General features: G+C 72.1%; 24 protein-coding genes. 8 read left to right on the top strand and 16 right to left on the bottom strand.

Features of this window, described 5'->3' with window-relative positions; all coding sequences use genetic code 11:
• The first annotated feature begins 205 nt into the window (after positions 1-205).
• Genes HD593_RS06865 through HD593_RS06850 form a run of 4 tightly spaced genes read left to right on the top strand, consistent with a single transcriptional unit; the run spans position 206 to position 4,208 of the window.
• Positions 206-1,282 carry a PLP-dependent cysteine synthase family protein gene (locus HD593_RS06865; RefSeq protein WP_185101363.1) on the top strand — a complete coding sequence of 359 codons (1,077 nt, stop codon included), beginning with the start codon at positions 206-208 and terminating at the stop codon, positions 1,280-1,282.
• Between the two features lie 60 nt (positions 1,283-1,342).
• A complete protein-coding gene (locus HD593_RS06860) occupies positions 1,343-2,377 on the top strand; it encodes a FecCD family ABC transporter permease (RefSeq protein WP_185101362.1) in 1,035 nt (344 codons plus the stop codon).
• Positions 2,374-3,411 carry a FecCD family ABC transporter permease gene (locus HD593_RS06855; RefSeq protein ID WP_312903379.1) on the top strand — a complete coding sequence of 346 codons (1,038 nt, stop codon included), beginning with the start codon at positions 2,374-2,376 and terminating at the stop codon, positions 3,409-3,411. The genes HD593_RS06860 and HD593_RS06855 overlap by 4 nt, the downstream gene beginning before the upstream one ends.
• Positions 3,408-4,208, top strand: coding sequence for an ABC transporter ATP-binding protein (locus tag HD593_RS06850; protein ID WP_185101361.1), 801 nt, complete (start codon positions 3,408-3,410; stop codon positions 4,206-4,208). Before HD593_RS06855 ends, HD593_RS06850 begins: the two co-directional genes overlap by 4 nt.
• On the opposite strand, the gene HD593_RS06845 is transcribed toward HD593_RS06850, so the two are convergent.
• The 6 genes from HD593_RS06845 to HD593_RS06820 form a co-directional block, all read right to left on the bottom strand.
• On the bottom strand, positions 4,205-5,890 hold the full coding sequence (locus tag HD593_RS06845; RefSeq protein ID WP_185101360.1) for a tetratricopeptide repeat protein: 1,686 nt from the start codon (positions 5,888-5,890) through the stop codon (positions 4,205-4,207). The genes HD593_RS06850 and HD593_RS06845 overlap by 4 nt on opposite strands.
• Positions 5,891-6,321: 431 nt before the next feature.
• Positions 6,322-7,500: a signal recognition particle-docking protein FtsY gene (ftsY, locus tag HD593_RS06840; protein WP_185101359.1), complete on the bottom strand. Its 1,179-nt coding sequence runs from the start codon at positions 7,498-7,500 to the stop codon at positions 6,322-6,324.
• 53 nt (positions 7,501-7,553) lie between these two features.
• Positions 7,554-11,264 carry a chromosome segregation protein SMC gene (gene smc, locus HD593_RS06835; protein WP_185101358.1) on the bottom strand — a complete coding sequence of 1,237 codons (3,711 nt, stop codon included), beginning with the start codon at positions 11,262-11,264 and terminating at the stop codon, positions 7,554-7,556.
• Positions 11,265-11,435: 171 nt separating this feature from the next.
• Positions 11,436-11,630 carry a hypothetical protein gene (locus HD593_RS06830; protein WP_043618321.1) on the bottom strand — a complete coding sequence of 65 codons (195 nt, stop codon included), beginning with the start codon at positions 11,628-11,630 and terminating at the stop codon, positions 11,436-11,438.
• A 190-nt stretch (positions 11,631-11,820) separates the two neighbouring features.
• Positions 11,821-12,108: an acylphosphatase gene (locus tag HD593_RS06825; protein WP_185101357.1), complete on the bottom strand. Its 288-nt coding sequence runs from the start codon at positions 12,106-12,108 to the stop codon at positions 11,821-11,823.
• Positions 12,109-12,118: 10 nt separating this feature from the next.
• Positions 12,119-13,015, bottom strand: coding sequence for a LysR family transcriptional regulator (locus HD593_RS06820; RefSeq protein ID WP_185101356.1), 897 nt, complete (start codon positions 13,013-13,015; stop codon positions 12,119-12,121).
• A 93-nt stretch (positions 13,016-13,108) separates the two neighbouring features.
• Between HD593_RS06820 and HD593_RS06815 the strand changes: the two genes are divergently transcribed.
• Positions 13,109-14,296, top strand: coding sequence for an MFS transporter (locus tag HD593_RS06815; protein ID WP_185101355.1), 1,188 nt, complete (start codon positions 13,109-13,111; stop codon positions 14,294-14,296).
• Here the strand turns inward: HD593_RS06815 and mutM are convergent.
• The 8 genes from mutM to HD593_RS06775 form a co-directional block, all read right to left on the bottom strand.
• A complete protein-coding gene (mutM, locus tag HD593_RS06810; RefSeq protein ID WP_185101354.1) occupies positions 14,244-15,089 on the bottom strand; it encodes a bifunctional DNA-formamidopyrimidine glycosylase/DNA-(apurinic or apyrimidinic site) lyase in 846 nt (281 codons plus the stop codon). The two genes, HD593_RS06815 and mutM, sit on opposite strands and share 53 nt — an antisense overlap.
• Before the next feature lie 81 nt (positions 15,090-15,170).
• Positions 15,171-15,890 carry a ribonuclease III gene (gene rnc, locus HD593_RS06805; protein WP_185111701.1) on the bottom strand — a complete coding sequence of 240 codons (720 nt, stop codon included), beginning with the start codon at positions 15,888-15,890 and terminating at the stop codon, positions 15,171-15,173.
• 216 nt (positions 15,891-16,106) lie between these two features.
• On the bottom strand, positions 16,107-16,286 hold the full coding sequence (gene rpmF / locus HD593_RS06800; protein WP_033409409.1) for a 50S ribosomal protein L32: 180 nt from the start codon (positions 16,284-16,286) through the stop codon (positions 16,107-16,109).
• Between the two features lies 1 nt (position 16,287).
• Positions 16,288-16,857 (bottom strand): YceD family protein, encoded by a 570-nt coding sequence (locus HD593_RS06795; protein ID WP_185101353.1) that lies wholly within the window; start codon positions 16,855-16,857, stop codon positions 16,288-16,290.
• A 54-nt stretch (positions 16,858-16,911) separates the two neighbouring features.
• A complete protein-coding gene (gene coaD / locus HD593_RS06790) occupies positions 16,912-17,388 on the bottom strand; it encodes a pantetheine-phosphate adenylyltransferase (RefSeq protein WP_185101352.1) in 477 nt (158 codons plus the stop codon).
• 14 nt (positions 17,389-17,402) lie between these two features.
• Positions 17,403-17,969, bottom strand: a complete 567-nt coding sequence (rsmD, locus tag HD593_RS06785) for a 16S rRNA (guanine(966)-N(2))-methyltransferase RsmD (protein WP_185101351.1) — start codon at positions 17,967-17,969, stop codon at positions 17,403-17,405.
• A gap of 536 nt (positions 17,970-18,505) precedes the next feature.
• Positions 18,506-20,683 (bottom strand): ATP-dependent DNA helicase RecG, encoded by a 2,178-nt coding sequence (gene recG, locus HD593_RS06780; protein ID WP_185101350.1) that lies wholly within the window; start codon positions 20,681-20,683, stop codon positions 18,506-18,508.
• A 67-nt stretch (positions 20,684-20,750) separates the two neighbouring features.
• Positions 20,751-22,295, bottom strand: a complete 1,545-nt coding sequence (locus tag HD593_RS06775; RefSeq protein ID WP_185101349.1) for a DAK2 domain-containing protein — start codon at positions 22,293-22,295, stop codon at positions 20,751-20,753.
• A 199-nt stretch (positions 22,296-22,494) separates the two neighbouring features.
• On the opposite strand from HD593_RS06775, the gene rpmB reads away from it, so the two are divergent.
• Positions 22,495-22,680: a 50S ribosomal protein L28 gene (rpmB, locus tag HD593_RS06770; RefSeq protein ID WP_043618345.1), complete on the top strand. Its 186-nt coding sequence runs from the start codon at positions 22,495-22,497 to the stop codon at positions 22,678-22,680.
• Between the two features lie 276 nt (positions 22,681-22,956).
• Here rpmB and HD593_RS06765 read toward each other — a convergent pair whose 3' ends face one another.
• A complete protein-coding gene (locus tag HD593_RS06765) occupies positions 22,957-24,753 on the bottom strand; it encodes a hypothetical protein (protein WP_185101348.1) in 1,797 nt (598 codons plus the stop codon).
• A gap of 266 nt (positions 24,754-25,019) precedes the next feature.
• Entirely contained in the window at positions 25,020-25,988 is a 969-nt protein-coding gene (locus HD593_RS06760) for a thiamine-phosphate kinase (RefSeq protein WP_312903378.1), read from the bottom strand.
• Between the two features lie 47 nt (positions 25,989-26,035).
• Here HD593_RS06760 and HD593_RS06755 point away from each other — a divergent pair, with 47 nt between their 5' ends.
• Both HD593_RS06755 and HD593_RS06750 read left to right on the top strand, forming a co-directional pair.
• The gene (locus tag HD593_RS06755) at positions 26,036-26,269 is read left to right on the top strand and encodes an Lrp/AsnC family transcriptional regulator (RefSeq protein WP_185101347.1); all 234 of its coding nucleotides are present in this window, start codon (positions 26,036-26,038) and stop codon (positions 26,267-26,269) included.
• Between the two features lie 13 nt (positions 26,270-26,282).
• The gene (locus tag HD593_RS06750) at positions 26,283-26,714 is read left to right on the top strand and encodes a DUF3515 family protein (protein WP_185101346.1); all 432 of its coding nucleotides are present in this window, start codon (positions 26,283-26,285) and stop codon (positions 26,712-26,714) included.
• Positions 26,715-26,757: the final 43 nt, after the last annotated feature.

The following is a 26,757-nucleotide window of genomic DNA, read 5'->3' as shown; positions in this document are numbered from 1 at the left end:
ACAAGCCGCCTGACAGCGGTTCTATCTTCGCAAGTCCCAGGTAAGGGACGCGTTAGAGACTCCGCCTTGGTCAGAAGGGGTTGATCGTCCATCTGCTCGCGGCGTGCGTGGTCACGTCCACGGCCGGACAAGTCTCATTATCATAACACTACCCACCCAATTTTGTAGGAATAGTGGCGAGAGTCACATGGGATAGCGTATGAGGATGAGATTCGTGGACCGGCACCATTCGGGTACACGCCGCTGGGTGGCTGAGGCCATACGCAAGGTCGAGGCCGATGCCAACCGTAGTTGCGACACACATCTGCACGTCTTTCCGCTTCCCTCGCACTGGGGCGTAAACCTCTACTTGAAAGACGAGTCGGTGCACCCAACAGGTTCACTGAAACACCGGCTGGCCCGCTCCCTATTCCTGTACGGTCTCGCGAACGGCTGGATCGGCCCGTCCACGACGATCGTGGAGGCCTCCAGCGGCTCCACGGCCGTCAGCGAGGCGTACTTCGCCCGCCTGCTCGGCCTGCCGTTCATCGCGGTCATGCCGGCGGCCACGTCGCCGGAGAAGATCCACCTCATCGAGTTCTACGGCGGCAAGTGTCACCTGGTCGACGACCCGCGTGCCATCTACGACGAGTCCCACCGCCTGGCCGCCGAGACCGGCGGCCACTTCATGGACCAGTTCACCTACGCCGAGCGGGCCACCGACTGGCGCGGCAACAACAACATCGCCGAGTCCATCTTCTCCCAGCTCTCCCTCGAACCCCACCCGGAACCTGCCTGGATCGTGGTCGGCGCCGGCACCGGCGGCACCTCCTCCACCATCGGCCGCTACATCCGCTACCGCCGCCACGCCACCCGCCTGGCGGTCGTGGATCCGGAAGGCTCGGCCTTCTACCCGGGCTGGACCTCGGGCGACGCCACCGTGACCGCGCGCGGCTCGCGGATCGAGGGCATCGGCCGCCCCCGCGTGGAGCCCTCGTTCCAGCCCATGGTCATCGACCGCATGATCGCCGTGCCGGACGCCCGCTCGATCGCCGCCATGCACTGGGCCCGCGAGGTGACCGGCCTGGACGTCGGCGGCTCCACGGGCACGAACCTGGCGGCCTGCGTGGACCTCGTCCAGGAGCTGCGCGAGGCGGGCGAGCAGGGCAGCATCGTGACCCTGGTGTGCGACAGCGGCGACCGGTACAGGGGCACGTACGGCAACCCCCAGTGGCTGGCGGACCAGGGCCTGGACATCGAGCCCCACCTGGCGGACCTGCGCAGTTTCCTGCACTCGAATTAGGTAAGGCGAGCCTAAGCTGTCATACTTCAGCGGAACGAGGCACAGCTGAGGAGGACCTGGGTGAGCGCAACCGCCGTCGCCCCTCGTCTGCATGGCCTCCGTCACCGCCGCGTCACCGTGCTGCTCGCGCTGCTCGCCTGCGTGGCGGTGGCGATCGTGCTGAGCGTCACGATCGGCTCCAAGTCCGTGCCGCTCGCCGACGCCTGGCACGCGCTCACCTCCCCCACCGGCACCGAGAACGACCTCGTCATCCGCTCCCTGCGCCTGCCCAGGACCGCCCTGGGCGTCCTGGCGGGGATCGCGCTCGGCGTGGCGGGCGCGCTCATGCAGGGCCACACGCGCAACCCGCTCGCCGACCCCGGCCTGCTCGGCGTCACGCAGGGGGCGGCGTTCGCGATGGTGGCCTCGATCATCCTGCTCGGCGCCTCCAGCCTGCTCGCCTACATCTGGTACGGCCTGGCGGGCGCCCTGGTCGCCAGCGTGGCCGTGTTCGCGCTCGGCATGGTAGGCGGCAGGAGCGGCCCCACCCCGGTCACCCTCGCGCTCGCGGGCACCGCCGTCAGCGCCCTGCTCTACGCCCTGACCTCGACCATCGTGCTGCTGGACGAGCAGGCGATGGACGTGTTCCGCTTCTGGCAGGCCGGCTCGATCGCCTCCAGGGGCGCCGACGTGGTCTGGCAGGTGCTCCCCTTCGTGCTCGCCGGGCTGGTGCTCGCGCTGGTGAACGCCCCCGGGCTCAACGCGCTCTCCCTCGGCGAGGACGTGGCCCGCAGCCTCGGCCAGAACATCGCCAGGACCAGGACCATCGGCGTCGCCGCCGTCACGCTGCTGTCGGGCGCGGCCGTCGCCGCGTGCGGCTCGCTGGCGTTCGTCGGGCTCATCGTGCCGCACCTGGCGCGCCCCCTGTCGGGCAACGACCACCGGTGGCTGCTGCCGTACTCGGGGCTGGTCGGCGCGGGTCTGCTGCTGATCGCCGACGTCATCGGCCGCGTCGTCGCCCCGCCGGGCGAGCTGGAGGTCGGCGTGGTGCTCGCGCTGCTCGGCGCCCCGTTCTTCGTCGCCCTGGTCCGCCGCAGAAAGCCCGTACGCCTGTGACGACCCTACGGATGTCCGCCGTCTCCTGGCGGGTACGGCCACGCGGTGTCACGCTCACCGTGGCGGGGCTCGCCCTGCTGGTCCTGCTCATGGCCCTGAACATGCGCATCGGCGAGATCGAGCTGACGCTGCCCGAGGTGCTCTCCGGCACGTTCGACGCCGACGCCGCCGCCCACTTCGTCATCATGGAGCTGCGCCTGCCCCGCGCGCTCACCGGCGCCCTGGTCGGCGCCGCGCTCGCGCTGTCGGGCGCGATCATCCAGTCGATCGCCCGCAACCCGCTGGCCAGCCCCGAGATCCTCGGCGTCACCACCGGCGCCTCCGTCACCGTGGTGGCCGGGCTGGTGGCCGCCGGCACCGCGTACGGCACCGCCGGCGGCCTGCTGGCCACCCTCGGCATCCCGCTGCTCGCCCTGCTCGGCGGCCTGGCCGGCGCCGCGATCGTGTACGGCCTGGCGTGGCGGCGCGGCCTGGACGGCTACCGCCTGGTGCTGGTCGGCATCGGCGTGGCCGCCGTGTTCACCAACGTCAAGTTCTGGCTGCTGACCATCGGCGACGTCAACGACACCGCCAGGGCCATGGTCTGGATCAGCGGCTCGCTCAACGGGCGCGGCTGGGAGCACGTGACGCCCACGGCGCTGGCCCTGGCCGTCCTGGTGCCGCTGACCCTGCTCGGCACCCGCTCGCTCGACGCCCTGCGCTTCGGCGACGACACGGTCACCGGGCTCGGCATCCGCCTGAACCTGTCCCGCGCCCTGCTGATCCTGGCCGCCGTGCTGCTGGCCGCCGTGGCCGTCGCGTCCGCCGGGCCGGTCGCGTTCGTGGCCCTGGCCTCGCCGCAGATCGCGCTGCGCCTGGTGCGCTCGGGCCGGCCGCCGCTGCTGAGCTCGGCGGTCGTCGGCGCCGTGCTGACCACGGCCGCCGACCTGATCGCCAGGACCGCCTTCTCCCCCATCGAGCTGCCCGTCGGCATCGTCACGGCCGTGCTGGGCGCCCCGTACCTGATCCACCTGATCTGGAGGTCGCGAAAGTGAGACTGCAGGCAGCCGGCGTCAAGCTCGGGTACGGCGACCGCGTCATCGTGGACGGGCTCGACCTCGGCATCGAGGCCGGCACGGTGACCACCATCATCGGCCCGAACGGCTGCGGCAAGTCCACGCTGCTGCGCGCCCTCGGCCGGCTGCTCAAGCCCCAGGGCGGCGAGGTGCTGCTGGACGGCAAGCGCATCGACAGGATCCCCACCCGTGAGGTGGCCAAGATCCTCGGCGTGCTCCCGCAGTCGCCCTCCGCGCCCGAGGGCCTGACCGTCGCCGACCTGGTCGCGCGCGGGCGGCACCCGCACCAGACGTGGTACCGGCAGTGGTCCTCCGACGACGAGGGCGCGGTCGCGGCGGCGCTCGACATGACGGGCCTGTCCGACCTGGCCGAGCGGCCGCTGGAGGAGCTGTCGGGCGGGCAGCGGCAGCGGGCGTGGATCTCCATGGCCCTGGCCCAGGGCACGGACCTGCTGCTGCTCGACGAGCCGACCACGTTCCTGGACCTGGCGCACCAGGTGGAGGTGCTGGAGCTCGTCCGGCATCTGCACGAGGAGGCCGGCCGTACGGTGGTCATGGTCCTGCACGACCTCAACCTGGCCGCGCGCTACGCCGACCGCCTGGTCGCCATGCGCGACGGCCGGGTGATCGCCTCCGGCACCCCGCACGAGGTGCTCACCGAGAACCTGCTGCGGGAGGTGTTCGAGCTGGACGCCAAGGTCATCGCCGACCCGGTGGCCGGCACGCCGCTGGTCGTCCCGATCGGCCCGCTCCACGCCTCCCGCGCCCACGGCTAGGACGGGCCGCGCTGGGAGAGGGCCCGCCGGACGTCCTCGTCCTCGGGAGCCAGCTCCGCGGCCCTCAGCAGGTCCTCCCGCTCCTGCGCCTCCAGGCCGGCCGCCCGGTACACCAGCGACCGGTTGAACAGCAGCTCCGCCGACTCCTCCAGCTTCAGCGCCCGCGTCAGGTCCGCCAGCGCCGCCTCGTGGTCACCCCGCTCGAACGCCAGCTCTGCCCGGCCCGCCCAGGCGGGCACCAGCTCGGGATCGAGCTCCAGCGCCTGGTCGAAGGCCATGCGCGCCTCCGGGTAACACTCCTCGGCCAGCTCCACCTGGCCGAGCACGCACAGCAGGTACGCGTCGCCGGGCGTCAGCGCCAGGCCACGCTCCACGTCCCGCCTGGCCCTGGCGTAGTCGCCGGCCGCCGCGTGGATGCCGCAGCGGTTGACGTACGCGGGGGCGAAGCCCGGATCCAGCTCCAGCGTGTGGTCCAGGTCCGCGAGGGCCCCTTCGAGGTCGCCGGCGGCGTACCGCACCTCCGACCGGTTGTAGTACGCCTCAGGGAAGGGCGGGCTGAGCCGCATGACCGCCTCGTAGTCGGCCAGCGCCTCCTCGTCGCGGCCCAGCTCGTGCAGCAGGTTCCCCCGGTCGAGGTAGTAGTCGGGGTAGCCGGGGTCGGCCTCGACGGCGCGCGTGTAGTCGGCCAGCGCCGCCTCCCGCAGCCCGGCCATGGCCAGGAGCTGGGCCCGGTTGGCGTACAGCACGAGCCGGTGGATCGGGTGCTCGTCCGCCAGGTGCGTCTCGGCCAGCTCGATGGCCTGCCCCACCAGCTCCATGGCGGCGTCCCTGCGGCCCCTGCGCAGCTCGACCAGGGCCTTGCCGTTGAGGTCGAACCCCAGGTGGAAGGCGCGTTCTCCCGGGTCGGGCAGCAGCGAGGTGATCGTGACCGCCTCGTTGATCCAGGCCATCGCCTGCTCGGGGTCGCGCCGGGCGGGGTCGTGGTGGCGTACCAGGATCATGGCCGTGGCGTACGCGGCCGTGGCGCGATGCTTGGGGTCGGTGCTCAGGCGCCTGGTGCGGTCGTAGAGCTCGCGGGCCTCCTCCTCGCGCCCGACGGCCTCCAGGGCCGCGGCGACCCGCTGCAGCAGCCGCTGCCAGCGTTCGGGGTCGTCCTCGTACGCCAGCCCGCGCAGCACCTCCAGGCCCGACTCGGCCATGGCGTGGTGGAAGCCCTCGTCGCGGTAGCGGTCGAAGTCGGCGGGCAGCGGCCCGGAGCCGGGTCGGGACGGCCCCTCCTCGATGGTCAGCAGGCCGGGTTCGAGCCTGCGCCGCAGCACGGTCACCAGCTCGGTGTCGGTGTGGTCGGCCTCGCCGAGGTTCGTCACGTACGCGGTGAGCGGCCCTGAGCGGCTCAGGCAGCCGCGGACGAACTCCGCCAGCCCGTTCGCGATCCGCAGGCTCCGGCGCACCCCCGGCACCAGCACCCGCTGCTCCCTGGGCAGCTCGCCGGCCAGCGACCGCCGCCGGACGGGCACCACGCCGCGCAACCGCGGCGCCGCCGTCCTGATCTCGATGTCGTGTGCCGCGACCAGCTCAGGCCGGTGCTCCAGCTCTGCCGGGACCAGGTGCCCGAGCAGCGCGGCGGCAAGCGTGTACGGTCCGCCGATGCGGCGATCGGCGTCGATGAAGATCGTGTCCAAGCGGTCCTTCTCCCGTGGTCCGACCCGGCCGTCGCCCCCTCGCGGCCCACCCCTCCGCGCCCGGCCGTGGCCACGGCCGGCGCCCTGTCACGGCACCAGCTTGAACCCATGACCCCGCCACGGCCATCCCCCGGCAGGCCACGTCCCTCCCCGAGGACCCCCGCCCGAGCACGGCGGGCAGGGGCGGGGAGGGACGCGGGCCCGCACGGCGGGCTACGAGCGGATCAGGCGCTGTGCCTGGGCGCGGCTCCGGCAGTCGGCTTCACGGTGCCGGGCTTGTGAACAACGATCTTCTTCATGGACGGCCTTTCACGTTCCCACGGGACCGAACGATCAAATGACCGATACATGTCAACACATTGAAAAGTCGCCGATCAAGGTTTTATCTGGTAAAGGGCCGTTTCGGAGAGATTTTGGACGAACCCGAAAGCTCACTCCGCGCCGAGGATCGCGTCCACGAACACCTCGGGATCGAACGGCGCCAGATCGTCGGGCCCCTCGCCCAGCCCCGCGAGCTTGACCGGGACCCCCAGCTCCCGCTGCACCGAGATCACGATGCCGCCCTTGGCGGTGCCGTCGAGCTTGGTCAGCGCGATGCCTGTGATGTTCACCACTTCGGCGAACACCTGCGCCTGCCGCATCCCGTTCTGCCCCGTGGTCGCGTCGAGGACCAGCAGCACCTCGTCGACCGTGGCCTTCTTCTCGATGACCCGCTTGACCTTGCCCAGCTCGTCCATGAGCCCGGTCTTGGTGTGCAGCCGCCCGGCGGTGTCGACGATCACGACGTCGACCTTCTCCTCGATGCCCTTGGCCACCGCGTCGAACGCCACGGACGCCGGGTCGCCGCCCTCGGGCCCGCGCACCGTGTCGGCGCCCACCCGCTCGCCCCACGTCTGGAGCTGGTCGGCGGCGGCGGCGCGGAAGGTGTCGGCCGCGCCGAGCACCACCTTCTTGCCGTCGCCGATCAGGGAGCGGGCCAGCTTGCCTGTGGTGGTGGTCTTGCCGGTGCCGTTCACGCCCACGACGAGCACGACCGCGGGCCGCTCGCCGTGCTTGTGCACATGCAGCGTGCGGTCGAGGTCGGGGTTGACCTGGGCCAGGAGCTGCTCCCTGAGCAGGCCGCGGACCTCGGCCTGGGTGCGGCTGCCCAGCACCTTCACCTTGGTGCGCAGCTCCTCCACCATCGCGCGGGTCGGCGCGACCCCCACGTCGGCGGTGATCAGGCTCTCCTCGATCTCGTCCCACACCTCGTCGTCGAGCCGGTCGCGGGACAGCAGCTCCAGCAGCCCGCGCCCGAGCGCGTTCTGCGAGCGGGCCAGGCGCGAGCGCAGCCGCACCATCCGGCCCGCGGACGGCGGCGGAACCTCGACCTCCGGCACGACCACCATCGGCTCGGCGGGCTTGACCGGCGGCGGCAGCGTGGTGGTCGCGCCCTCGGCCTCCTCACCCGGGCCGGCGGGCCGCTTCTGCTCCTCGGGAAGCACGGGGGCCTCTGGCGGCTTGACCGGCGGTGCCGCCTTGCGACCCGGCCTGAACAGCAGGAAGAGACCGCCGGCCGCCAGCAGGGCGACGACGGCCACGATCACGATGACGCCGAGGTAACCATCCACAAGATGTCAGTTTTCCAGATCGACCACCATGGTCACGCCCAAGGCCACACCGATCAGGCCGATTCGCGTTCCCTGAGCCGCTGGCTGACGACCTGTGTCACGCCGTCACCGCGCATGGACACGCCGTAGAGCGCGTCGGCGATCTCCATCGTGCGCTTGTTGTGGGTGATGACGATGAGCTGTGAGCTCTGTCTCAGCTCCTCGAACAGCATGAGCAGCCGCTGCGTGTTCGTGTCGTCGAGTGCCGCCTCGACCTCGTCCATCACGTAGAACGGCGACGGCCGCGCCTTGAAGATCGAGATCAGGAACGCCACCGCCGTCAGCGACCGCTCGCCGCCCGACAGCAGCGACAGCCGCTTGACCTTCTTGCCCGGCGGCCTGGCCTCGACCTCGATGCCGGTGGTCAGCATGTCGTTGGGATCGGTCAGCACCAGCCGGCCGTCGCCGCCGGGGAACACCCGGCCGAAGATCTGCTCGAACTCGCGGGCCACGTCCTCGTACGCCGAGGCGAACATCTGCTCCACCCGGTCGTCGACCTCCTTGACCACGGTCAGCAGGTCGCGCCTGGTCTTCTTGAGGTCCTCGAGCTGGGAGTTGAGGAAGGAGTGCCGCTCCTCCAGGGCCGCGAACTCCTCCAGCGCGAGCGGGTTGACCTTGCCGAGCTGGTTCATCTGCCGCTCGGCCGCCCTGGCCCGCTTCTCCTGCTCCTCGCGCACGTACGGCACGGGCGGCTCGCCCGGCACCGGCGCCTCGGGGCCGTACTCGGCGACCAGCGACTCGGCCTCGACCCCGAACTCCTCCAGCGCCCGCTGCTCCATCTGCTCCAGCCGCAGCCGCTGCTCGGTACGCGCCACCTCGTTGCCGTGCACCCGGTTGACCAGCTTGTCCAGCTCCTGGCCCAGCTCGCGGACGCGCAGGCGCACCTGCTTGAGCTCGGCGTCCACGGCCACCCTGGTCAGGTCGGCCTCGTCGCGCTCCCTGGAGGCCAGCTCGACGGAGGCGGCGAGCGCTCGCAGCACCTGCTTGGCGCCCTTGCTGACGGCCTCGGCCAGCGCGGCCTGGCGCCTGCGCCTGGCGCGCTGAGCGGCCGCCTGGGCGCGTTCCTCGCGCTCCCGCCTGGCCGCCCGCAGCAGGCCGTCGGCGCGGCCCTCGATGCCCTTGACGCGCTCCTCGGCGGTGCGCACCTGGAGGCGGGTCTCCATCTCGCGCTGCCTGGCGGTCTCCACGGTGGCCGCCAGCTCGTCGCGCAGGTCGGTGGTGGGCTCGGACTCCAGCTCCTGGGCGTACTCAGCCTCGGCCAGGCGGATCTCCAGCTCCGCCAGCTCCTCCTGGCGCTCGGTGCGGGCCTCCTCCGCCTTGGCCACGCTCCTGGCCAGGCGCTCGGCCTCGTCGCGGGCCGCGTTGGCGGCGGCCTCGATCTGGGCCAGCCGCTTCGCCGCCGCGGCGTTGCGCTGGTCGGACTCCCGCTGGCGGGCCCTGACCTGGTCGAGGCCGCCCTGGGCCGCGCTCACCCCTGCCTGGGCGGTGGTGACGGCGGTCTGGGCCTCGCTGACGTGCGCCTGGGCCGCCTCCAGGGCGGCCTGTGCCGCCTGCTCGGCCTCGGCCGCCGCGTCCAGGGCTACGGCGCTGGCCTCCGCCCTGGCCTCGGCCTCCTCCAGGTCCCTGACGGCCTCGTCGAGCGCGGCGCGTACCTGGAGGACGGACGTGCCGCCCTCGGCGCCGCCCGCGGCCAGGTGGGCGCTGACGAGGTCGCCGGCCTCGGTGACCGCTCTGAGGTGGGGGTGGCGTTCGGCGACGGCGCGGGCGCTCTCCAGGTCGTCCACGAGCACGACGTCCGCCAGCACGTGCTCCAGGGCGGGGCGGAGGTGGTCGGGCACGGTCACGAGGTCGGCCACCCACCGGCCGCCGCCGGGAGCCGCCGCCCGCGCACCCCGGGCCCCACCGTGCTCCTCGCCGCCCGCGTCGTGGTTGAAGCCGTTGCCCGTCACCAGCAGCGTCGCCTGGCCCGACCCCTGCGAGCGCAGCAGCTCCAGCGCCTCGACGGCCGTGTCCAGGGTCTTGACCGCGATCGCCTCGGCGGCCGGGCCCAGCACGGCGACCACGGCCGACTCGGCGCCGGGCGTCACCTGCATCGACGCGGCCAGCGGCCCCAGCACCCCGGCCAGGTCGGCGTCGAGCACCGCCGTGCCGCCGTCGCCCTTGGCCAGGCCCAGCTCCAGGGCATCGCGGCGGGCGGCGAGGGCGGCGACGGAGCGCTGCGCCTCCTGGTCGGCGGCCCGGGCCGTGCCCACGCCCGACCTGGCGGCCTGCAGCGCCGCGCGCGGCGCGTCGAGACCGGACTTGGCCTCTTCGAGTACGGCACGCGCCTCGTCGGCCACCGCCCCGGCCTCCTCGACCATGGCCTGCGCGGCGGCCAGCTCCTCGGCCAGCCCGGGATCGGCGGCGGGCTCCTCCAGCCGCTGGGCCTCCAGGTCCTCCCTGGCCTGCCGCTCGCGCTCGCCGGCGTCGGCCACGGCCTGCTGGAGGCGCCCGATCTCCTCCCCGGCGGCCCGGGCGCGGCTGCGTACGGAGTCGACCTGGCCGCGCAGCTTGGCCAGGCCCTCGCGGCGGTCGGCGGCGGCCCTGGCGGCCAGCGCGAGCCGCTGCTCCTCGGCGCTCAGCCCGGCCTCGGCCTCGGCGCGCCGCTGGACGGCGTCCTCCAGCAGCTCCTGGGCCTGCTCCAGCTCGGCCTTGAGGATGAGCTCCCGCTCGCGCACCTCGGCGGCCTCGCGTTCGAGGTCTTCCGGGTCGCGGCCGCGGCGCTCGATGGCGGCGGCGTCGAGGGCGTGGCGGTGACGCTCGGCGGCGAGCTGCTCCAGGCCGGTGATGCGCTCGCGCAGCGAGGACAGCCTGAAGTAGGTCTCCTGGGCGGCGGCCAGCCGGGGCTGGGCCTCGGCCTCGGCGGCCTCCAGCGCGCCCTCGCGCTGCTGCGCCTGGGCCAGCTCGGTCTCCACCTGCTGCCGCCTGGCCGTGATCGCGGCCTCGTCGGCGGCCTCGCGCTCCAGCGTGGCCCGCAGGATGCACACGTCGTCGGCCAGCAGCCGGAGCCGGGCGTCGCGCAGGTCGGCCTGGATGACGGCGGCCTTGCGGGCGATCTCGGCCTGGCGGCCCAGCGGCTTGAGCTGGCGGCGCAGCTCGGTGGCGAGGTCCTGGACGCGGGTCAGGTTGGCCTGCATCGCGTCGAGCTTGCGCAGCGCCTTCTCCTTGCGCTTGCGGTGCTTGAGCACGCCCGCGGCCTCTTCGATGAAGGCCCGCCGGTCCTCGGGGCCCGCGTGCAGCACGGCGTCGAGCTGGCCCTGCCCGACGATCACGTGCATCTCGCGGCCGATGCCCGAGTCGGACAGCAGTTCCTGGATGTCGAGGAGGCGGCAGGTGTCGCCGTTGATCGCGTACTCGCTCTGCCCCGACCTGAACATCAGCCGGCTGATCGTGACCTCGGTGTAGTCGATCGGCAGCGCGCCGTCGGAGTTGTCGATGGTCAGCGTCACCTCGGCGCGGCCCAGCGGGGGCCGGGAGGAGGTGCCGGCGAAGATGACGTCCTCCATCTTGCCGCCGCGCAGCGACTTGGCGCTGTGCTCGCCCATGACCCAGGCGAGAGCGTCGACGACGTTGGACTTGCCGGAACCGTTGGGGCCGACCACGCAGGTGATGCCGGGCTCGAAGCGCAGTGCGGTGGCCGAGGCGAAGGACTTGAAGCCGCGCAGGGTGAGGGTCTTCAGGTACAAGCGCGACCCCCTTCTCCTGAACGGACCTTGAACAGACCTCGGAAAAGCCTACTGGTCCTAGCTGCCCCAGGTGGGCATCTACAGTCGGGTCCGCGCCCTGCCAGGAGTTTCAGGGCAAATAACAAGGGACGCCTCTCCGAGACGTCCCTGGGTCTTGCGCTCCGATCACTCTCAGGTGAGTGCCGGCTCGCGCTCCTGCACGCGGCTTAGCGCCTCGTCGCGGGTTTGCGCTGCAAGAGCGTCATTCGTGGCCTGAAGTCGGATGAGTTCTGCCTCCAGATCCCGGATACGCTGCTGCAGGCGGCGCATCTCCGAGACCATCCGAGGGTCAGGACCGCCGACGTGGCCGAGTAGAGCCTTCGCCATGGTAAAGGGTCCTCCACGCTGAGTGACCAGACTGGTTCGCGCACTTCTATTCCGCGGGAGGGGTGCGCGTGGTACCTAACAAGAGTCGCACCGGCAGTGTGGGCGGTCAAGTCGAACGAACCGCTGAGCCCTACTGATGGGCACTCCCGACATACAACTATACCCTATTTGGGCGGTTTGACGAAACGCCCTACCTCTCGACGAATCCGCCCAAACTACCTCGGGGTTCGCTCCAGCGTTCCACTACTCCATCCACCCTGCCCGGCGTGTCGCAACCTCTGAGCAGCTCCAGGAGCTTGACGCACGCCTCGCGCTCCCCCTCCGCGACCACCTCGACGCGGCCGTCATCGGTGTTGCGCGCCCAGCCCACCAGGCCGAGCTCCAGCGCACGCGCCCGGGTCCACCAGCGGAAGCCCACCCCCTGGACCCTGCCCCGCACCCAGGCCGTCAGCCGGACGTTCTCGCCGCTCTCCGACATCCCATTCCCCTCACGCGACCAGTGCCATGGCCGACTCGCGGACCGCCGCCTCGTTGAACGCCCTGATCGCGGCCGTCTCCCTGGCGCGTACCCAGGCCAGGCCCAAGATCGACGCGGGCAGCCCGGTGACGGGCACGAAACTGAGATCGGGGCGGGCGAGCTGGAGCGCCGTGGGCGTGCAGAACAACATGCCGCCCCTGTTGAGCGCCACCTGAGTCAGGCCCTCCTGCGTGGTCGCCACCTTACCGGCCCGGGGAATCGGACGTCCGGAAGGGGTTACGGAGGGTGCGATCCGCTCGTGCCACGAGCGCGGCGCCGGCCCGTCGAGACCGATCAGCGGAACGGAGGCCAGCTCCTCCACCCCCATGCCCGTCCGGCCCGCCAGCGGGTGCCTGACGGAGACGCCGAGCAGGTGGGAGACGTGGTTCAGCCCCTCACCGGTCACCAGGTCCGGCTCGTCCACCGGCAGCAGCGTGAACGCGATGTCCACCAGCCCCGCCCGCAGCTTGCTGAAGGGGTCGGAGAGCGGGATCTCCACCAGCTCGACCGCGCACCCGGGGTTGCGGCGCTCGAAGGCGCGCACGCTGCCCGTCACGACGTCCGTCGGCGTGGCCAGGAACCCGACCCTGATCACCCCGGTCACCTCGCGCGCCGCCGCCCTGGCCCTGGTCACGGCCTGCGCCATGCCGTCGTAGGCGGGCCGCAGGTCGGCCAGGAAACGTTCGCCGAGCGGCGTCAGCCGCACGCGCCTGCTCGTCCGGTCGAAGAGGCGGCCGCCGATCCTGGTCTCCAGGGAGCGCATGAGCTGGCTCACCCGGCCGGGCGACAGGTAGAGCCGCTCCGCCGTACGGGCGAAGTGCAGCTCCTCGCTGAGCACGATGAAGCACTCCAGCTCCCTGAACTCCATGCCCCGCCCCCGGCTCGATCGCTTAGCCCACCTAAACCAAGCCTTCGGGCTTCGTCATTGTTCCCGCTCGCGGGCGGCAAGAGGCTGGGCCGCATGACTGTGACAGCTGTTTCCGTACAGGCGCGCTGGCTCGCCGTGACCTCGGTGGCGGTGGGCACGTTCACCGTGGTGACCAGCGAGATGTTACCGGTGGGCCTGCTCACCTCGATGGCCGTCGACCTGGGGGTCTCGGCGGGCACGGCCGGGTTGACGATGACGGCGCCCGGGCTGGTGGCCGCGGCGGCCGCGCCCCTCCTGGCGATCGCCGCGCGCCGGGCCGACCGGCGGCACGTCCTGCTGGGGCTGATGGCGCTGCTGGCGGTGGCGAACCTGATGGCAGCGGCGGCGCCCGCCTATCCCGTCCTGCTGGCCGCCAGGGTGCTGACCGGGGTGAGCATCGGCGGGTTCTGGGCGTTCGCGGCTGGGCTGGGGCCCCGGCTGGTCCCGGAACGGGCCGTCGGGCGGGCCACGTCGATCATCCTGGGCGGGGTCTCCGTGGCGTCGGTGCTGGGGGTGCCCGCGGCGACGTTCGTCTCGTCGTTCGCGGGGTGGCGCAGCGCGTTCGCCGCCGCGGGGGTGCTGGCGCTGGCCCTGCTCGCGTTGCTGGCCGCGTCGCTGCCGCCGCTGAAGCCCCTGCCGGAGCCTGAGCCGCTGCCGGGCCCTGAATCGTCACCCGTGCCGGAAAAGCGCTCCTCGTGGCTCTCAGGGCCGCTCAAGCTCGTCCTGGTCCTGACGGCCCTGACCGTCTCCGGCCACTTCGTGGCCTACACCTACGTCCGCCCGTTTCTGGAGGAGGTCCCGCACGCCGGCCCCGCCCTCGTGAGCACCGCACTCCTCCTGTACGGCGCCGCGGGCGTCGCGGGCAACTTCGCCGCCGGCGCCCGCGCGGCCAGGAACCCCCGGCTGACCCTGATCACGCTGGTCACACTCATGGCGGCGGCCATGGCGGCGCTGGTGCTGACCGGCGTGCCCGCGCTGATCCCGCTCGTGGTCTGGGGTGTGGGCTACGGCGGTGTCGGGGTGACGCTGCAGCTGTGGATCATGCGCTCGGGCGGCGGCGAGCTGGGCACGGCGCTGTTCGTCGGCGCCTTCAACGTCTCGATCGCGCTCGGCGCGCTGGCCGGCGGCCGGATCGCCGACGGGCTGTCGGTCTCGGCGGTGATGGGGGCGGGAGCGGCGCTCGCCGTGATCAGCGCGGCCGTCGCTGGCATCGGGGGCAGGAGTAGGACGAGCGGTTCATGAACGCCTCGCGCCTGATGGCGGTGCCGCAGCGGGAACAGGGCAGGTCGCGCCGCCCGTACACCTCCAGCGAGCGCTCGAAGTAGCCGCTCTCGCCGTTGACGTCCACGTACAGGCTGTCGAACGAGGTGCCGCCCTGTTCGAGGGCGGCCCCCATGACGGTGCGCACGGCCGTCAGCAGCTCGGCCACCTTGGGCCTGGTCAGCGTCTCCGTCGGCCGGGCCCAGTGCAGCCTGGCGATCCACAGGGCCTCGTCGGCGTAGATGTTGCCGACGCCGCTGATCAGCGACTGGTCGAGCAGCGCCCGCTTGATCTCGGTGCGCTTGGCCCTGAGCCTGCGGGTGAACTCGGCCTCGTCGAACGCCGCCTCGAACGGGTCGGGGGCGATGTGCGCGATCGGCTCCGGCACGCCGCCCGCCAGAGGGCTGAGCATGACGTGGCCGAACGTGCGCTGGTCCACGAAGCGCAGGTCGGGGCCGCCGTCCTCGAAGCGCAGGCGTACCCGCAGGTGCTTCTCCAGTGGCGAGTCGGGCTGCACGACCAGGAGCTGGCCGCTCATCCCCAGGTGGGCCATGAGCGCCTCGCCCGCGCCCGACAGCGGCAGCCACAGGTACTTGCCGCGGCGTTCGGCCGACAGCACCGTGCGGCCCTTGAGGCGCGCGGCGAACTCGTCGGCCCCGGGCACGTGCCGCCTGATCGCGCGGGGGTGCAGCACCTCCGCCGAGGCGATCTCGCGCCCGGTCACCCATTGCGCGAGGCCGCGCCTGACGACCTCGACCTCCGGCAGCTCAGGCACCTCTGACCTCTTCCGAACGGGGTTACACAACTCTCACCCTGCGGTCAACGCCGGGAGGCCTGCGTGCCTTCCCCGGCGGGCTCAGCCCGCGGGCTGGCTCTCGCGCTGGTCGCGGCGGGCCCTGATGCGGGTCCACGCCGCCTCGGCCGCCTGCTGCTCGGCCTCCTTCTTGCTGCGCCCGGTGCCCGACCCGTACGACTCGCCGCCGACCCGCACCATGGCCGTGAACGACTTGGCGTGGTCGGGCCCGCTCTCCTCGACGTGGTACTCGGGCACCCCGAGCGCCTCGGAGGCGGTCAGCTCCTGCAGCGAGGTCTTCCAGTCGAGCCCGGCGCCGAGTGAGGCCGAGCGGACGATCAGCGGGTCGAACAGCAGGTGCACCACCCGGAACGCCTCGTCGAGGCCCTTGTCGACGTAGATCGCGCCGATCAGCGCCTCGAGGGTGTCGGCCAGGATGGAGGACTTGTCGCGCCCGCCGGTGCCCTCCTCGCCCCTGCCGAGCCGCAGGAACCGGCCCAGGCCGAGGCCCCTGGCCACGTCGGCCAGCGCACGCATGTTGACCACCGCGGCACGCAGCTTCGCGAGCTGGCCTTCCGGCAGGTCGGGGTGGTTGCGGTAGAGGGTGTCGGTGACCACCAGGCCCAGCACCGAGTCGCCGAGGAACTCCAGGCGCTCGTTGGTGGGCAGGCCGCCGTTCTCGTACGCGTAGGAGCGGTGCGTCAGCGCCCGCTCCAGGATGTCGGGGTCCAGGCCGACCGAAAGGACCCGCTCCAGTTCGTCTCTGGCGACCTCGACGGCCACCGGCTTAGGACCTGCGCCCACGTGCTTCCTCCTCGGACATCTTCCTATGGCGCGCCGGCTGCGGAAGATGCCCGAAAACGTGGTGGGCGTCGGGGTAACGCGTTAGCCCCGGCGTCCACCACGGCCGCGGGCGAACCGCCGCCGCACGCATCTGAGACGTTAACGCCGACCGAGGCACTTTGGCACCCGGTCGGCATCACGTCAACTGCTACGAGATCAGGCGGACGGCTCGATGACCTGACGACGGTTGTAGGTGCCGCAGGTGGGGCACGCGATGTGCGGCTGCTTGGGCGAACGGCACTGCGGGCAGCTCACCAGGGCGACAGCAGTCGTCTTCCACTGGGAGCGACGGGCGCGGGTGTTGCTCCGCGACATCTTTCGCTTCGGGACGGCCACGTCACTTCTCCTGATCGTTATCTTTGTCGGTAATCAGACCTTGCAACGACGCCCACCGGGCGTCGATCTTCTCGTGCCGGTGATCGTCGCCGGCCTCGGCCAGCTTGATCCCGCACTCCGTGCAGAGCCCCTCGCAGTCCTCGCGGCACACGGGGCTCAACGGCAGTGCGAGCACCACCGCGTCGCGGAACGTCGGCTCGAGATCGAACAGCTCGCCGTCGAGCAGCGAGTCCTCCTCCGAGGCGTCCTCGTCGGAGTAGAAGAACAGCTCCTGCATGCCGACCTCGATCTCCGAGGAGACCGGGTCGAGGCACCGCGCGCACTCCCCGGCGAGCGGGGCCTGCGCCGTGCCTGAGACGAGCACGCCTTCCATCACTGCTTCGAGCCGGAGATCCAGCTCGACTTCGGCGTCTTTGGGGACACCGATCATGTCGACGCCGAGGTCCGCCGGAGCCGGGAGCGTCAGGGTCATCTGGCGCATCGTCCCCGGTCGCTTACCCAGGTCATGAGTGGAGATCACCCACGGGGAGCGGGGGTCGAGGTGCTGAGTCATCCTGCTCTCGCTAGGCATGGCGAAAACAATCGCCGTCGTACAAGGCCGAAATGAAAGGATAGCAGCTCGCGGTCAGCCTCTGAGCCGCTCGATGAGCAGCTTGTGCACCAGATCGGGCACCAGACCCGAGACGTCCCCACCATATCGGGCGATCTCCTTCACCCGGGAGGAGGACAGGAACGAGTACTCGGGGTTCGTGGGCATGAACAGGGTCTCGACCCCCGACAGTCGGTAGTTGAGCTGCGCCATCTGCAGCTCGTAGTCGAAGTCGCTGACCACCCTGATGCCCTTGACGATGGCGGGGATGTCCTGCTGCCTGCAGAAGTCGACCAGCAGGCCGTGGAACTTCTGCACCTTGACGTTCGGGTACTCCTTGGTCACGGTCTGCAGGATCTCGATCCGTTCGTCAACCGTGAACAGGCTGCTCTTCTCGACGTTGATGAGGACTGCCACGGTCACCTCGTCGTACAGCCGTGCGGAACGGCCGATGATGTCGAGGTGGCCATTGGTGATGGGGTCGAACGACCCCGGGCAGACTACGCGGCGCAAGACGCCTCCCAGGTCTACGGGTTCCCGGCGGCGCGACCGTACCAAACGGACGCTTCGCCATAACGACGGACCCTCTCCTCAACGTAACCTTCCGGCCACATCAAGGGCTTTCCCCTGGTTTCCCTCTCGAACGCCACCAAAGCCTCGTCCGCCAGCCAGCCGTTGTCCCGCAGCAGCGCCAGCACCGTCTGGACCTCCTCGTCCGGCACCGCGTAGGGCGGATCGGCGAACACGATCCCGAACGGCGCCTCCGGAGGCTTGCCCAGCAGCCGCTCCACCTTGTCGGCCACAACCCGGGCACCCTCCAGGCCGATCGCGGCGACGTTCGCCCTGATCGTGCGGACCGCCTTCGGGTCGGACTCGACCAGCACCGCCTCGGCCGCGCCCCGCGACAGGGACTCCAGGCCGATCGCGCCCGAGCCGGCGTACAGGTCGAGGACGCGGGCGTCGCGCAGCCCGTACAGTGAATCGAGCGTCAAGAAGATCCCTTCTCGAGCCCTGTCGCTGGTCGGCCTCGTGCCGCGCCCCGGCGGCACGGCCAACCGCCGCCCACCTGCCACGCCTGCGATGATCCGCGTCATGTGACCCATTGTTCCGCATGTTCACGCAGGTCAAGAGTGGACAAGTGTCTGCCTCGAGTGCGCAAGGGTGATTGGCATCGGGGGGCCTGGCCCGCAAGATGATGACTGCGGCCTTCAAGGTGACCCACGTGAAGGCCGACCGGCGTGATCGTGAGCCCTTCCGCACGCCGGTTCCCTCGGCACCTGACCCGAGGGTGGGCCCAGCCGGGGACGGCATTCGGGGGGAGGCCGTCCCCGCGGCTGGGTGTTCTTCTTTCTTGATCTTTTACGGCACGGCCTCACTTGGCCGCCACCCGCCGCACGTGGCTGAGGGCCTCCAGGGGGACGCTTCTAGACCCGCACCTGGCCGGCCGCCGCTACGGCGCCCGCTCGACCGTCCTCGTGGCCCGCCGCCTCCCCTGGCTCACGGCTCTCCGCCCGGCCGGCGCGACTCCCCGCTCGGCCGCCGCACACCTTGCGCCGAGCCCTGCCGTACACCGACCCGCCGCACCGGCGCCCGAACACCCGCTGCGCCCCGCACCCCGTGGAGCGGCGGGTCAGGTCTTTTCCAGGTACTCCGCGCGCTCGTCCGCCAGCAGTCGTTCGATCTCCGCTCGCAGCCCCTCGTGCCGCACCAGCTCCGGGTCCGAGTCCAGCAGGGCGGCCGCCTCGTCCCGGGCCGTGGCGATCACGTCCTCGTCGCGCAGCAACTGCAGCAGCTTGAGCGACGAGCGCTTGCCCGACTGGGCCGCCCCGAGCACGTCGCCCTCGCGCCGCTGCTCCAGGTCCACCCGCGACAGCTCGAAGCCGTCCAGAGTGGCCGCCACCGCGTCCAGGCGGGCGCGGGCGGGGGTGCCCTCGGGGAAGTCGGAGACCAGGAGGCAGAGGCCGGGCAGGCCGCCGCGGCCGACGCGGCCGCGGAGCTGGTGGAGCTGGGAGACGCCGAAGCGGTCGGCGTCCATGATGATCATGACGGAGGAGTTGGGCACGTCGACTCCGACCTCGATGACGGTCGTGGCCACCAGGACGTCGAGCTCGCCGCGGGTGAACGCGCGCATGATCGCGTCCTTCTCCTCCGGCGGGAGCTTGCCGTGCAGGGTGGCGACGCGCAGGTCGTGGAAGGGGCCCTGGGTGAGCAGGTCGGCCACGTCCAGGACGGCCAGCGGCGGCCGGCGCTCGTCGTCGGTGGCCGCGCCCGCCAGGTCACCCTCGTCGCCCTCCAGGTCGCCGATGCGGGGGCACACGATGTACGCCTGCCGGCCCAGCGCCACCTCCTCCCTGACCCGCTGCCAGGTGCGCTCCAGGTAGTGGGGCTTCTCGGCGGCCGGCACGACGTGGGTGGTGATCGGCGCGCGGCCCGACGGGAGCTGGGAGAGCGTGGAGACCTCCAGGTCGCCGAAGACGGTCATGGCGACCGTGCGCGGGATCGGGGTCGCGGTCATGACCAGGACGTGCGGCCGCCCGCCGCCCGCCTTCTCGCGCAGCGCGTCCCGCTGCTCCACCCCGAACCTGTGCTGCTCGTCCACCACGACCAGCCCCAGATCGGCGAACTGCACGTGCTCCTGCAGCAGCGCGTGCGTGCCGACGACGATGCCCGCCGTACCCGAGGCCGCGTCGAGCAGGGCCGAACGGCGGGCGGCGGCGCCCATCGAGCCGGTCAGCAGCGTGACCGCGGTGCCGCCGAACATGCCGCCCTGCGCCAGGTCGCCCAGCATGTTCGTGATCGAGCGGTGGTGCTGCTGGGCCAGCACCTCCGTGGGCGCCAGCAGGGCCGCCTGGCCGCCGGCGTCCACGACCTGGAGCATCGCCCGCAGCGCCACGACCGTCTTGCCCGCGCCGACCTCGCCCTGCAGCAGCCGGTGCATGGGGTGCTCGCGCGCCAGGTCGTCGGCGATCTCCTCGCCGACCTGCGCCTGCCCCTCGGTCAGCGAGAACGGCAGCCGCGCGTCGAAGTCGGCCAGCATCCCGTCGGCGCGCCGCGGCCTCGGCTTGGCCGGCCAGGCGGTGGCCGCCTGGCGCCGCTGGAGCAGCACGGCCTGCAGCACGAACGCCTCGTCGAACTTCAGCCGGTTGCGCGCCCGCCCCACCTCCGCGAAGTCCTTCGGCCGGTGGATGGCCACCAGCGCCTCCCCGAGGTCCTGCAGCTTGTGGCGGGCCCGCAGGCTCGCCGGCAGCGGGTCGTCGAGGGGACCGAGCGTGTCGAGCACCATGCCGATCGCCCGCCTGATCGCCCACGGTGTCAGGTCCTTGCCCGCCGGGTAGATCGGCACCGGCGCCGCCGCGAACTCCTCCGCGCTCGCCTCGCTCTCCTCGAACAGCTCGAACTCCGGGTGCGCGAGCTGCCAGCGCGGGGTCGCCCGGGCTCCGAACAGCCCCACCTTGCCGGCGAACATCCCGCGCCTGCCCGGCTTGAGCCGCGACTCCGCCACGTGGGAGCCCTTGCCGAAGAACGACAGGTAGATCTTGCTGCCGTTGCCGTCGACGACCTCGACCTCCAGCCAGGTGCCGCCGCGGTTGCGCATGGGTTTGCGCATGAGCCTGGTCACCTCGCCCACCACGGTGACGTGCTCGTCGACCTCCAGCGCGTCCAGCGAGGTCAGCTCGCCGCGCTCGGCGTAGCGTCGCGGGTAGTGGCGCAGCAGGTCGCCGACCGTCTCCAGGCCGAGCACGCTGTGCAGCAGCTTGGCGGTCTTCGGGTCGAGCGCCTTCGTCAGAGGCTCGTCGAAACGGCTCACGGCAATAAGTTCTACCGCCTGGGGCCGACAGGAATCCCCGATGACGCCCTTCATGAAGGGTCCGGGGTCACTCCACGCCGATCAGGAGCGGGTAGCCGCCCTGCTCCCCGTCGTACACCACCAGGTCCACGTCCGGCCGCGCACGCCGCAGGTGCTCCTCCAGCCCGCCCGCCAGCCCTTCCGGCGCCTGCGCGCCCGTGACCAGCGTGACCAGCTCGCCGCCGCCCGCCAGCATCCGGTCCACGACGACGGTGGCCACGCCGTCAACCGAGCCGCCGATCACCGCCACGTCCCCGTCGATCAGGCCGAGCACGTCACCCGGCCGGCACACCCCGGCGCTCGTGAACGCCGCCCTGTCCGCCACCGTCACGTGCCCGTACCGGGTGTGCCCGGCCGCGTCCGTCATCGCCACCACGTCGTCGTCGAAGCGGCGCAGCGGGTCGTGCACGGCCAGCGCCGCCAGCCCCTGCACGGTCGCCTTCGTGGGCAGCACGCTGACCGTCACGCCGTCCTCGCGGGCGATCTCGGCCGCCGCGGCGGCGACGGAACGCACGCCGTCGTCGTTCGGCAGGACGGCGACCTCGCTGCCCGCCTCCCTGATCGCTGCCAGCATCGCGGGGAGCGAGGGCCGGGTGCCCGGCGCGCGCCGCACCACGACCGCACCGCACTCCTCGAACAGCGCCGCGATCCCGTCGCCCGCCGCGACCGCCACGACGCCCCGCCCCGCCTGGCCGCGGTGGACGCGCTCGGCCAGGTACGTGATCCGGATCCGGTGCGGCCTGCCCGCGCGGATCCCCGCCTCGACGGCGGGCCCTGCCTCGGGAACGTGGACGTGCACGTTCCACAGCCCGTCACCGCCGACGACGACCAGCGAGTCGCCCATGGCGTCGAGCTCCCCGCGCAGCCACGCCACCGCCCCGTCGTCGGCCTCCAGCAGGTACATCACCTCGTACCCGGCCCCCACCTCCGTCATCGGCGACACCCTGGAGGTGGGCGCGGGCACGTCGTAGTGGCCCGTGGAAGAGCCGCTGATCACCTCGGCGAGGGTCTCCAGCACGATCGCCGCTCCCGCGCCGCCCGCGTCCACGACGCCGCTGCGGGCCAGCACCTCGAGCTGGCCTGGCGTGCGGCGCAGCGCCGCCCGCGCCTCCCCGGCCGCCTGCGTGGCCACCTCGCACAGATCGCCTTCCACGTCCTGTACGGCCCGCGCCGCCGACTCCAGCACGCTCAGCACCGTGCCCTCGACCGGCCTGGCCACGGCCTCCCTGGCGAGCACGGCCGCCCTGAGCAGCCCGGCCCGCAGGTCGGGACCGTCCTTCAGCACCTCGGCGAGCCCGCGCAGCGCCTGGCTGACGATCACCCCCGAGTTGCCGCGCGCGCCGACCAGCGCGCCGTACGAGAGCGTCTGCCACACCACGGCCACGTCCACGTCGTCGGGCAGCGACTCCACGGCCTCGGCGGCGGACAGCATGGTCAGGTGCAGGTTCGTGCCGGTGTCGCCGTCGGCGACGGGGAACACGTTGAGCGCGTCGATCTCCGTCCTGGCCTGGCCGAGCGCGTCGGCGGCCAGGCGGGCCCAGCGCCGCACGGCGGGTGGTTCGAGGATCTTCATACGACCTCCCACCCAGCCAGGATGCGCTACCGTTGTCCGTGGAGAATATCGCCGCCCGGAATCCGGTCCAGCTGCTCTGGTTCGCGTCCATCGGCGTGGATCAGATATTCTCGTCTGGCTGGCCGGTTGTCCCGGCATGCCCTCCGCCCGGAAAGCATCAGCGGACAGGGCTACATCGACTGTTTTAAGGAGCGATACCGTGGCTTCCGTCTGCGATGTCTGCCGCAAGGGGCCGACCTTCGGCAACAACGTGTCCCACTCGCACCGCCGCACCCGCCGTCGTTGGAACCCCAACATCCAGACGGTCCGCGCGGTCGTGGGCGGCACGCCCAAGAAGCTGAACGTGTGCACGTCGTGCATCAAGGCGGGCAAGGTCACCCGCTAGTTCGTACTGCGACGAAGGCCCGCGCCTCCTGTTCGAGGGGGTGGCGGGCCTTCGTCATGCCCTGAGGGGGACGATGTACGGGGCTCGGCACGCACGCATGCGGACGCCTGCGCCCACACACGCGCCTCCGGCGCGGCGCAGCCCTGGGGGCACCCGGCGCCCCGGCATGAGGCCCTTCAACGCCTGTACGAGGCTCTCAGCGCATGCGGGCGGCCGTCAGCGCACGACTGCGTGGCCGCGCACAACTGTGGACACGCACGACTGTGCGGCTCAGGCTCAGGTGACGACGCACTCCCCCGCGACCAGGCCGCAGTTCTGCGCCTCCGAGCCCCTGCCCGTGGCCGTGAACGTGACCTCCACCGAGGCCCCGGCCTCGATCGACGCCGTCAGGTCGAGGATCAGCAGGTCGCCGTCCTGCGTCCACTCGGCGGCCCCGTCCACGTCCGTGACGCGGCCGTCCACCGGGACGGAGATGGTGGGGTTCTGGAGCGTCTCGGGAGAGGTGTTCGAGAGCGTCAGGTCGGCCGAGTAGGTGGCGATGCGCTGCTTGATCGTCTGCTTCACGTTGACCGAGCTGCCCGCGCCCGACGAGCTCACCGTGCCCGAGGAGGTGGGTGCGGGGGTGTTGCCGCTGGGCGAGCCCTCGCCCGTGTCGGTGTGGGAGTCGTCCAGCGTCGAGACCTCCTCGCTCGGGGTCTCCGACACGCTCTCCTCGACCGGCGGCTGCTCCGTCTCCTCGTCCGCGGGCTCCGCCGGCTTCTTCGTCTTGCTCTTGCTCGGCGTGGGCGTCGGGGAGCTGGTCGTACGGGGCGGCGTGCGGACGTTGTAGGAGGCGGTCGGCGTCGGCGTCTCGGCGGGCCCGCTCTCCTCGGCGGCCTCCTCCGCGGGCTCGTCCTCTACCGGGGCCTCGGACTCCTCGTCGGCGGGCTCGGACACCGACGGGCCCGGATTGCTGCTGGTGACCTGTACGGCCGCGCACGTCGTGCCCTCGCACTTGGCCGGGTCGCCCGACGAGCTCATGAACTTGACGCCCGCCACGGTCCCCCCGAGCACGACCGCCACGGCGGCCACGGACAGCAGGGCCACCCGGCCCTTGCCCGCGCCCGAGGGGGCGGCCGGCACGTCGTCGCCGCCACCGCCACCGCCGCGGCCCGACTTGCGGCGTCCCCGGCGGCCACGGGGCTCGTCGTCCGGCGCGTCGGAGTCGTTCGACCAGCCGGAGCCGAGGAAGCCGGTCTCGGCGCTCGCCCAGGCCGGGGCCATCGCGGCTGTCGGCTCGCCGGCCACCTTGACGTCACCGGGCTCGGGCGGGCCGCCGTAGACGCTGTTGGGACCCGACGGCGAGTCGAACCTGGCCGTGCGCTCGGGGTCGTCACCGACCTGACCGAACGGACCCGAGCCGTCACCGGCCTGACCGAACGGACCCGAGCCGTCGCCAGGCCCGCCGAAGGAACCCGTCCCGTCACCAGGCCGGCCGAAAGGCCCGTCACCAGGCGGACCGAAGGGCCCTTCACCAGGCTGACCGAAAGGACTGGGCCCGCCTGTGGGCTGGCCGAAGGGGCCGGGCGCCTCGCCGGGCCCATCGAACGGCCCAGGACGCCCAGGAGGCGGGCCGTCGAACTGCCCGGGCGGCGGCCCGTCGGGCGTGCCCATGCGGTCGGCGGGCCCGTCGAAGAACGCGGTGCGCTCGGCGGGCATGTCGAAGAAGCTGGTGCGTTCGGCGGCGGCGTCGAGCGGGCTCGGCCGGTCGAAGGGCCCCTGCGCCGTCTGCTCGGGCCCGCGGAAGGGCGGCTCGCCAGGCCCGTTCGGGCCCGCGGGGAAGTCACCGGTAGAGGGGCCGGAGAAGTGGCCGGCAGGCTGGTCCCACTCGGCCGGCCGGGCGAAGGCGCCCGTCGTCTCGAACGGGCCCACCTCGTCCTCCCTGGGCCCCCTGTGCGGCGGGAGGGCACCCGCAGGGTCGTTGGCAGGGGGGAAGCCGCCGGCGAGGTCGTTGGGCAGCGCGAAGGCCCCGGTGGTCTCGAACGGTTCCGGCTGCGGCCCACGCGGCGGCGGCGCGTCGGTGCGCCGCGGCATGGGGGCCCACTGCCCCGTCACCTCCGGTCGGTCCGGCAGCGATGGCCAGCCTGGCGGCTCGGCCTGCTCGTCAGGACCCCAAAAAGCGCTGTCCCCCCGTTCGTCCCCGTCGTCGGATCCACCTGTGCCGTGGCGGCCCATGGCTGCCCTTTCTTCCGGTTACAGTGGCCGCCAATCTTCATAACACCTTTGCTACGCCGTTGTCACAGCAATCCCACGAGTCATACCCCAAACACGGAAAATATCACTTAAATCGGGACAGATCATCACCCAAAGTGATCCCATCCACGACGCCCGATTTCTCGCCCATACACCACCACGCCCTCCCCTTCGACCACCCGGCCCACCACGTGCCATTCGGCCGGCAGCCGTACGTCCGGAGGGAACATGGCCGCCAGGGCGTGATCCTCACCACCCGACAGCACCCACTCCAGCGGATCGGCCCCCAGCTCCTTGGCCGCCGCCGCGACGGGATCCCCCACGGGGAACGCCCCGGGGTCCAGCTCCACGCGTACGCCACTGGCCTCGGCGACGTGCCCCAGGTCCTGCAGCAGCCCGTCGCTGACGTCCAGCATCGCGCTCGCCCCCAGCCCGGCCGCCACGGGCCCCATCGCGTACGGCGGGCACGGCGCGCGATGGCCGGCCACGGCCTCCCGCAGGGCACCGCTGTCCGCCGGCACGCCCGCCTCCAGCAGCGCCCATCCGGCGGCGGCGTACCCGAGCCGGCCCGCCACCGCCACCACGTGCCCCGGCCGGGCTCCCGAGCGCAGCACGGGAGCCCGGCCGCCGAGGTCGCCCAGCGCGGTCACCCCGATGACGACCAGGTCGCACCGGGTCACGTCACCTCCCGCCACGCTGGCGCCGATCGTCGCGCACTCGTCGGCGAGGCCGTCGGTCAGCGCGTCGAGCCAGCTCAGCGGCAGGTCGGCGGGCAGGCCGAGGCCGACCACGAGCGAGGTCGGGGTCGCGCCCATGGCGGCGACGTCGGCCAGGTTCTGGGCGGCGGCCTTGCGGCCCACGTCGTAGCCGGTGGACCAGTCGCGGCGGAAGTGCCTGCCTTCGAGCAGCAGGTCGGTCGAGACGACCACGCGACCGTCGGGCGCGCCGATGATGGCGGCGTCGTCACCCGGGCCGAGCATTACCGCCTCACCTTGGGGCAGACGAGCGGTAATACGATTTACCACACCGAATTCGCCGAGATCTCCGACTGTGATGACGCACCTCCTGACGCACACAGGGTACGGTGGGCGTTCGGCGTGATCCAATCGCCCGGGAGGACGTGATGGTGCAGGCCTACATCCTTATCCAGACCGAGGTCGGCAAGGCCGCAGCCGTGGCCCGCGAGATCTCCGGGATTCCGGGGGTCACTCAAGCGGAGGACGTCACGGGGCCTTACGACGTGATCGTTCGCGCGGAGGCGAGGAACGTCGATGAGCTGGGCAAGCTCGTCGTCGCGCAGATTCAGGCGGTGAACGGGATCACGCGTACGCTTACCTGTCCGATCGTTCATATCTAGAGGTAGTCGTCGCATGCGTGCCGCCGCCGTCCTGCTCGTTCTCCTAGCACTCGCCGGTTGCGGCGGCACCGTACAGGTCGAACCGCCCGTCCCCGAAGGGGAGGCGGTCGCGGCCTGCGACAAGCTCGCCACCCTGCTGCCGCAGACCGTCGGCGGCGACGAGCGCGGCACGTCCACGCCCGAGTCGCCGTACGTCGCCGTCTGGGGCTCGGGGGCCGTCGCGCTGCGCTGCGGCGTGCCCCGGCCCGCCAGGATGGCGCCCACCGACACGCTCCAGGAGATCGGCGGGGTGGGCTGGTTCCCCGATCCCGACAGGCCCGCGCTGTTCACGGCGGTGACCGGCGTCGCCTACGTGGAGGTCACGGTCGGCGGCGAGCACGTGGCCGCCGAGGTCCTGTCGGACCTCTCGAAGCCGATCGGGCAGCTCGCACCCCAGGCCGGGTGAGCACCGCAGGCCGGGTGAGCACCGCAGGCCGGGTGAGCACCGC

The organism is Nonomuraea rubra, assembly GCF_014207985.1.
Lineage (GTDB): Bacteria > Actinomycetota > Actinomycetes > Streptosporangiales > Streptosporangiaceae > Nonomuraea > Nonomuraea rubra.
This window is presented reverse-complemented; position numbering and strand designations above follow the sequence as displayed.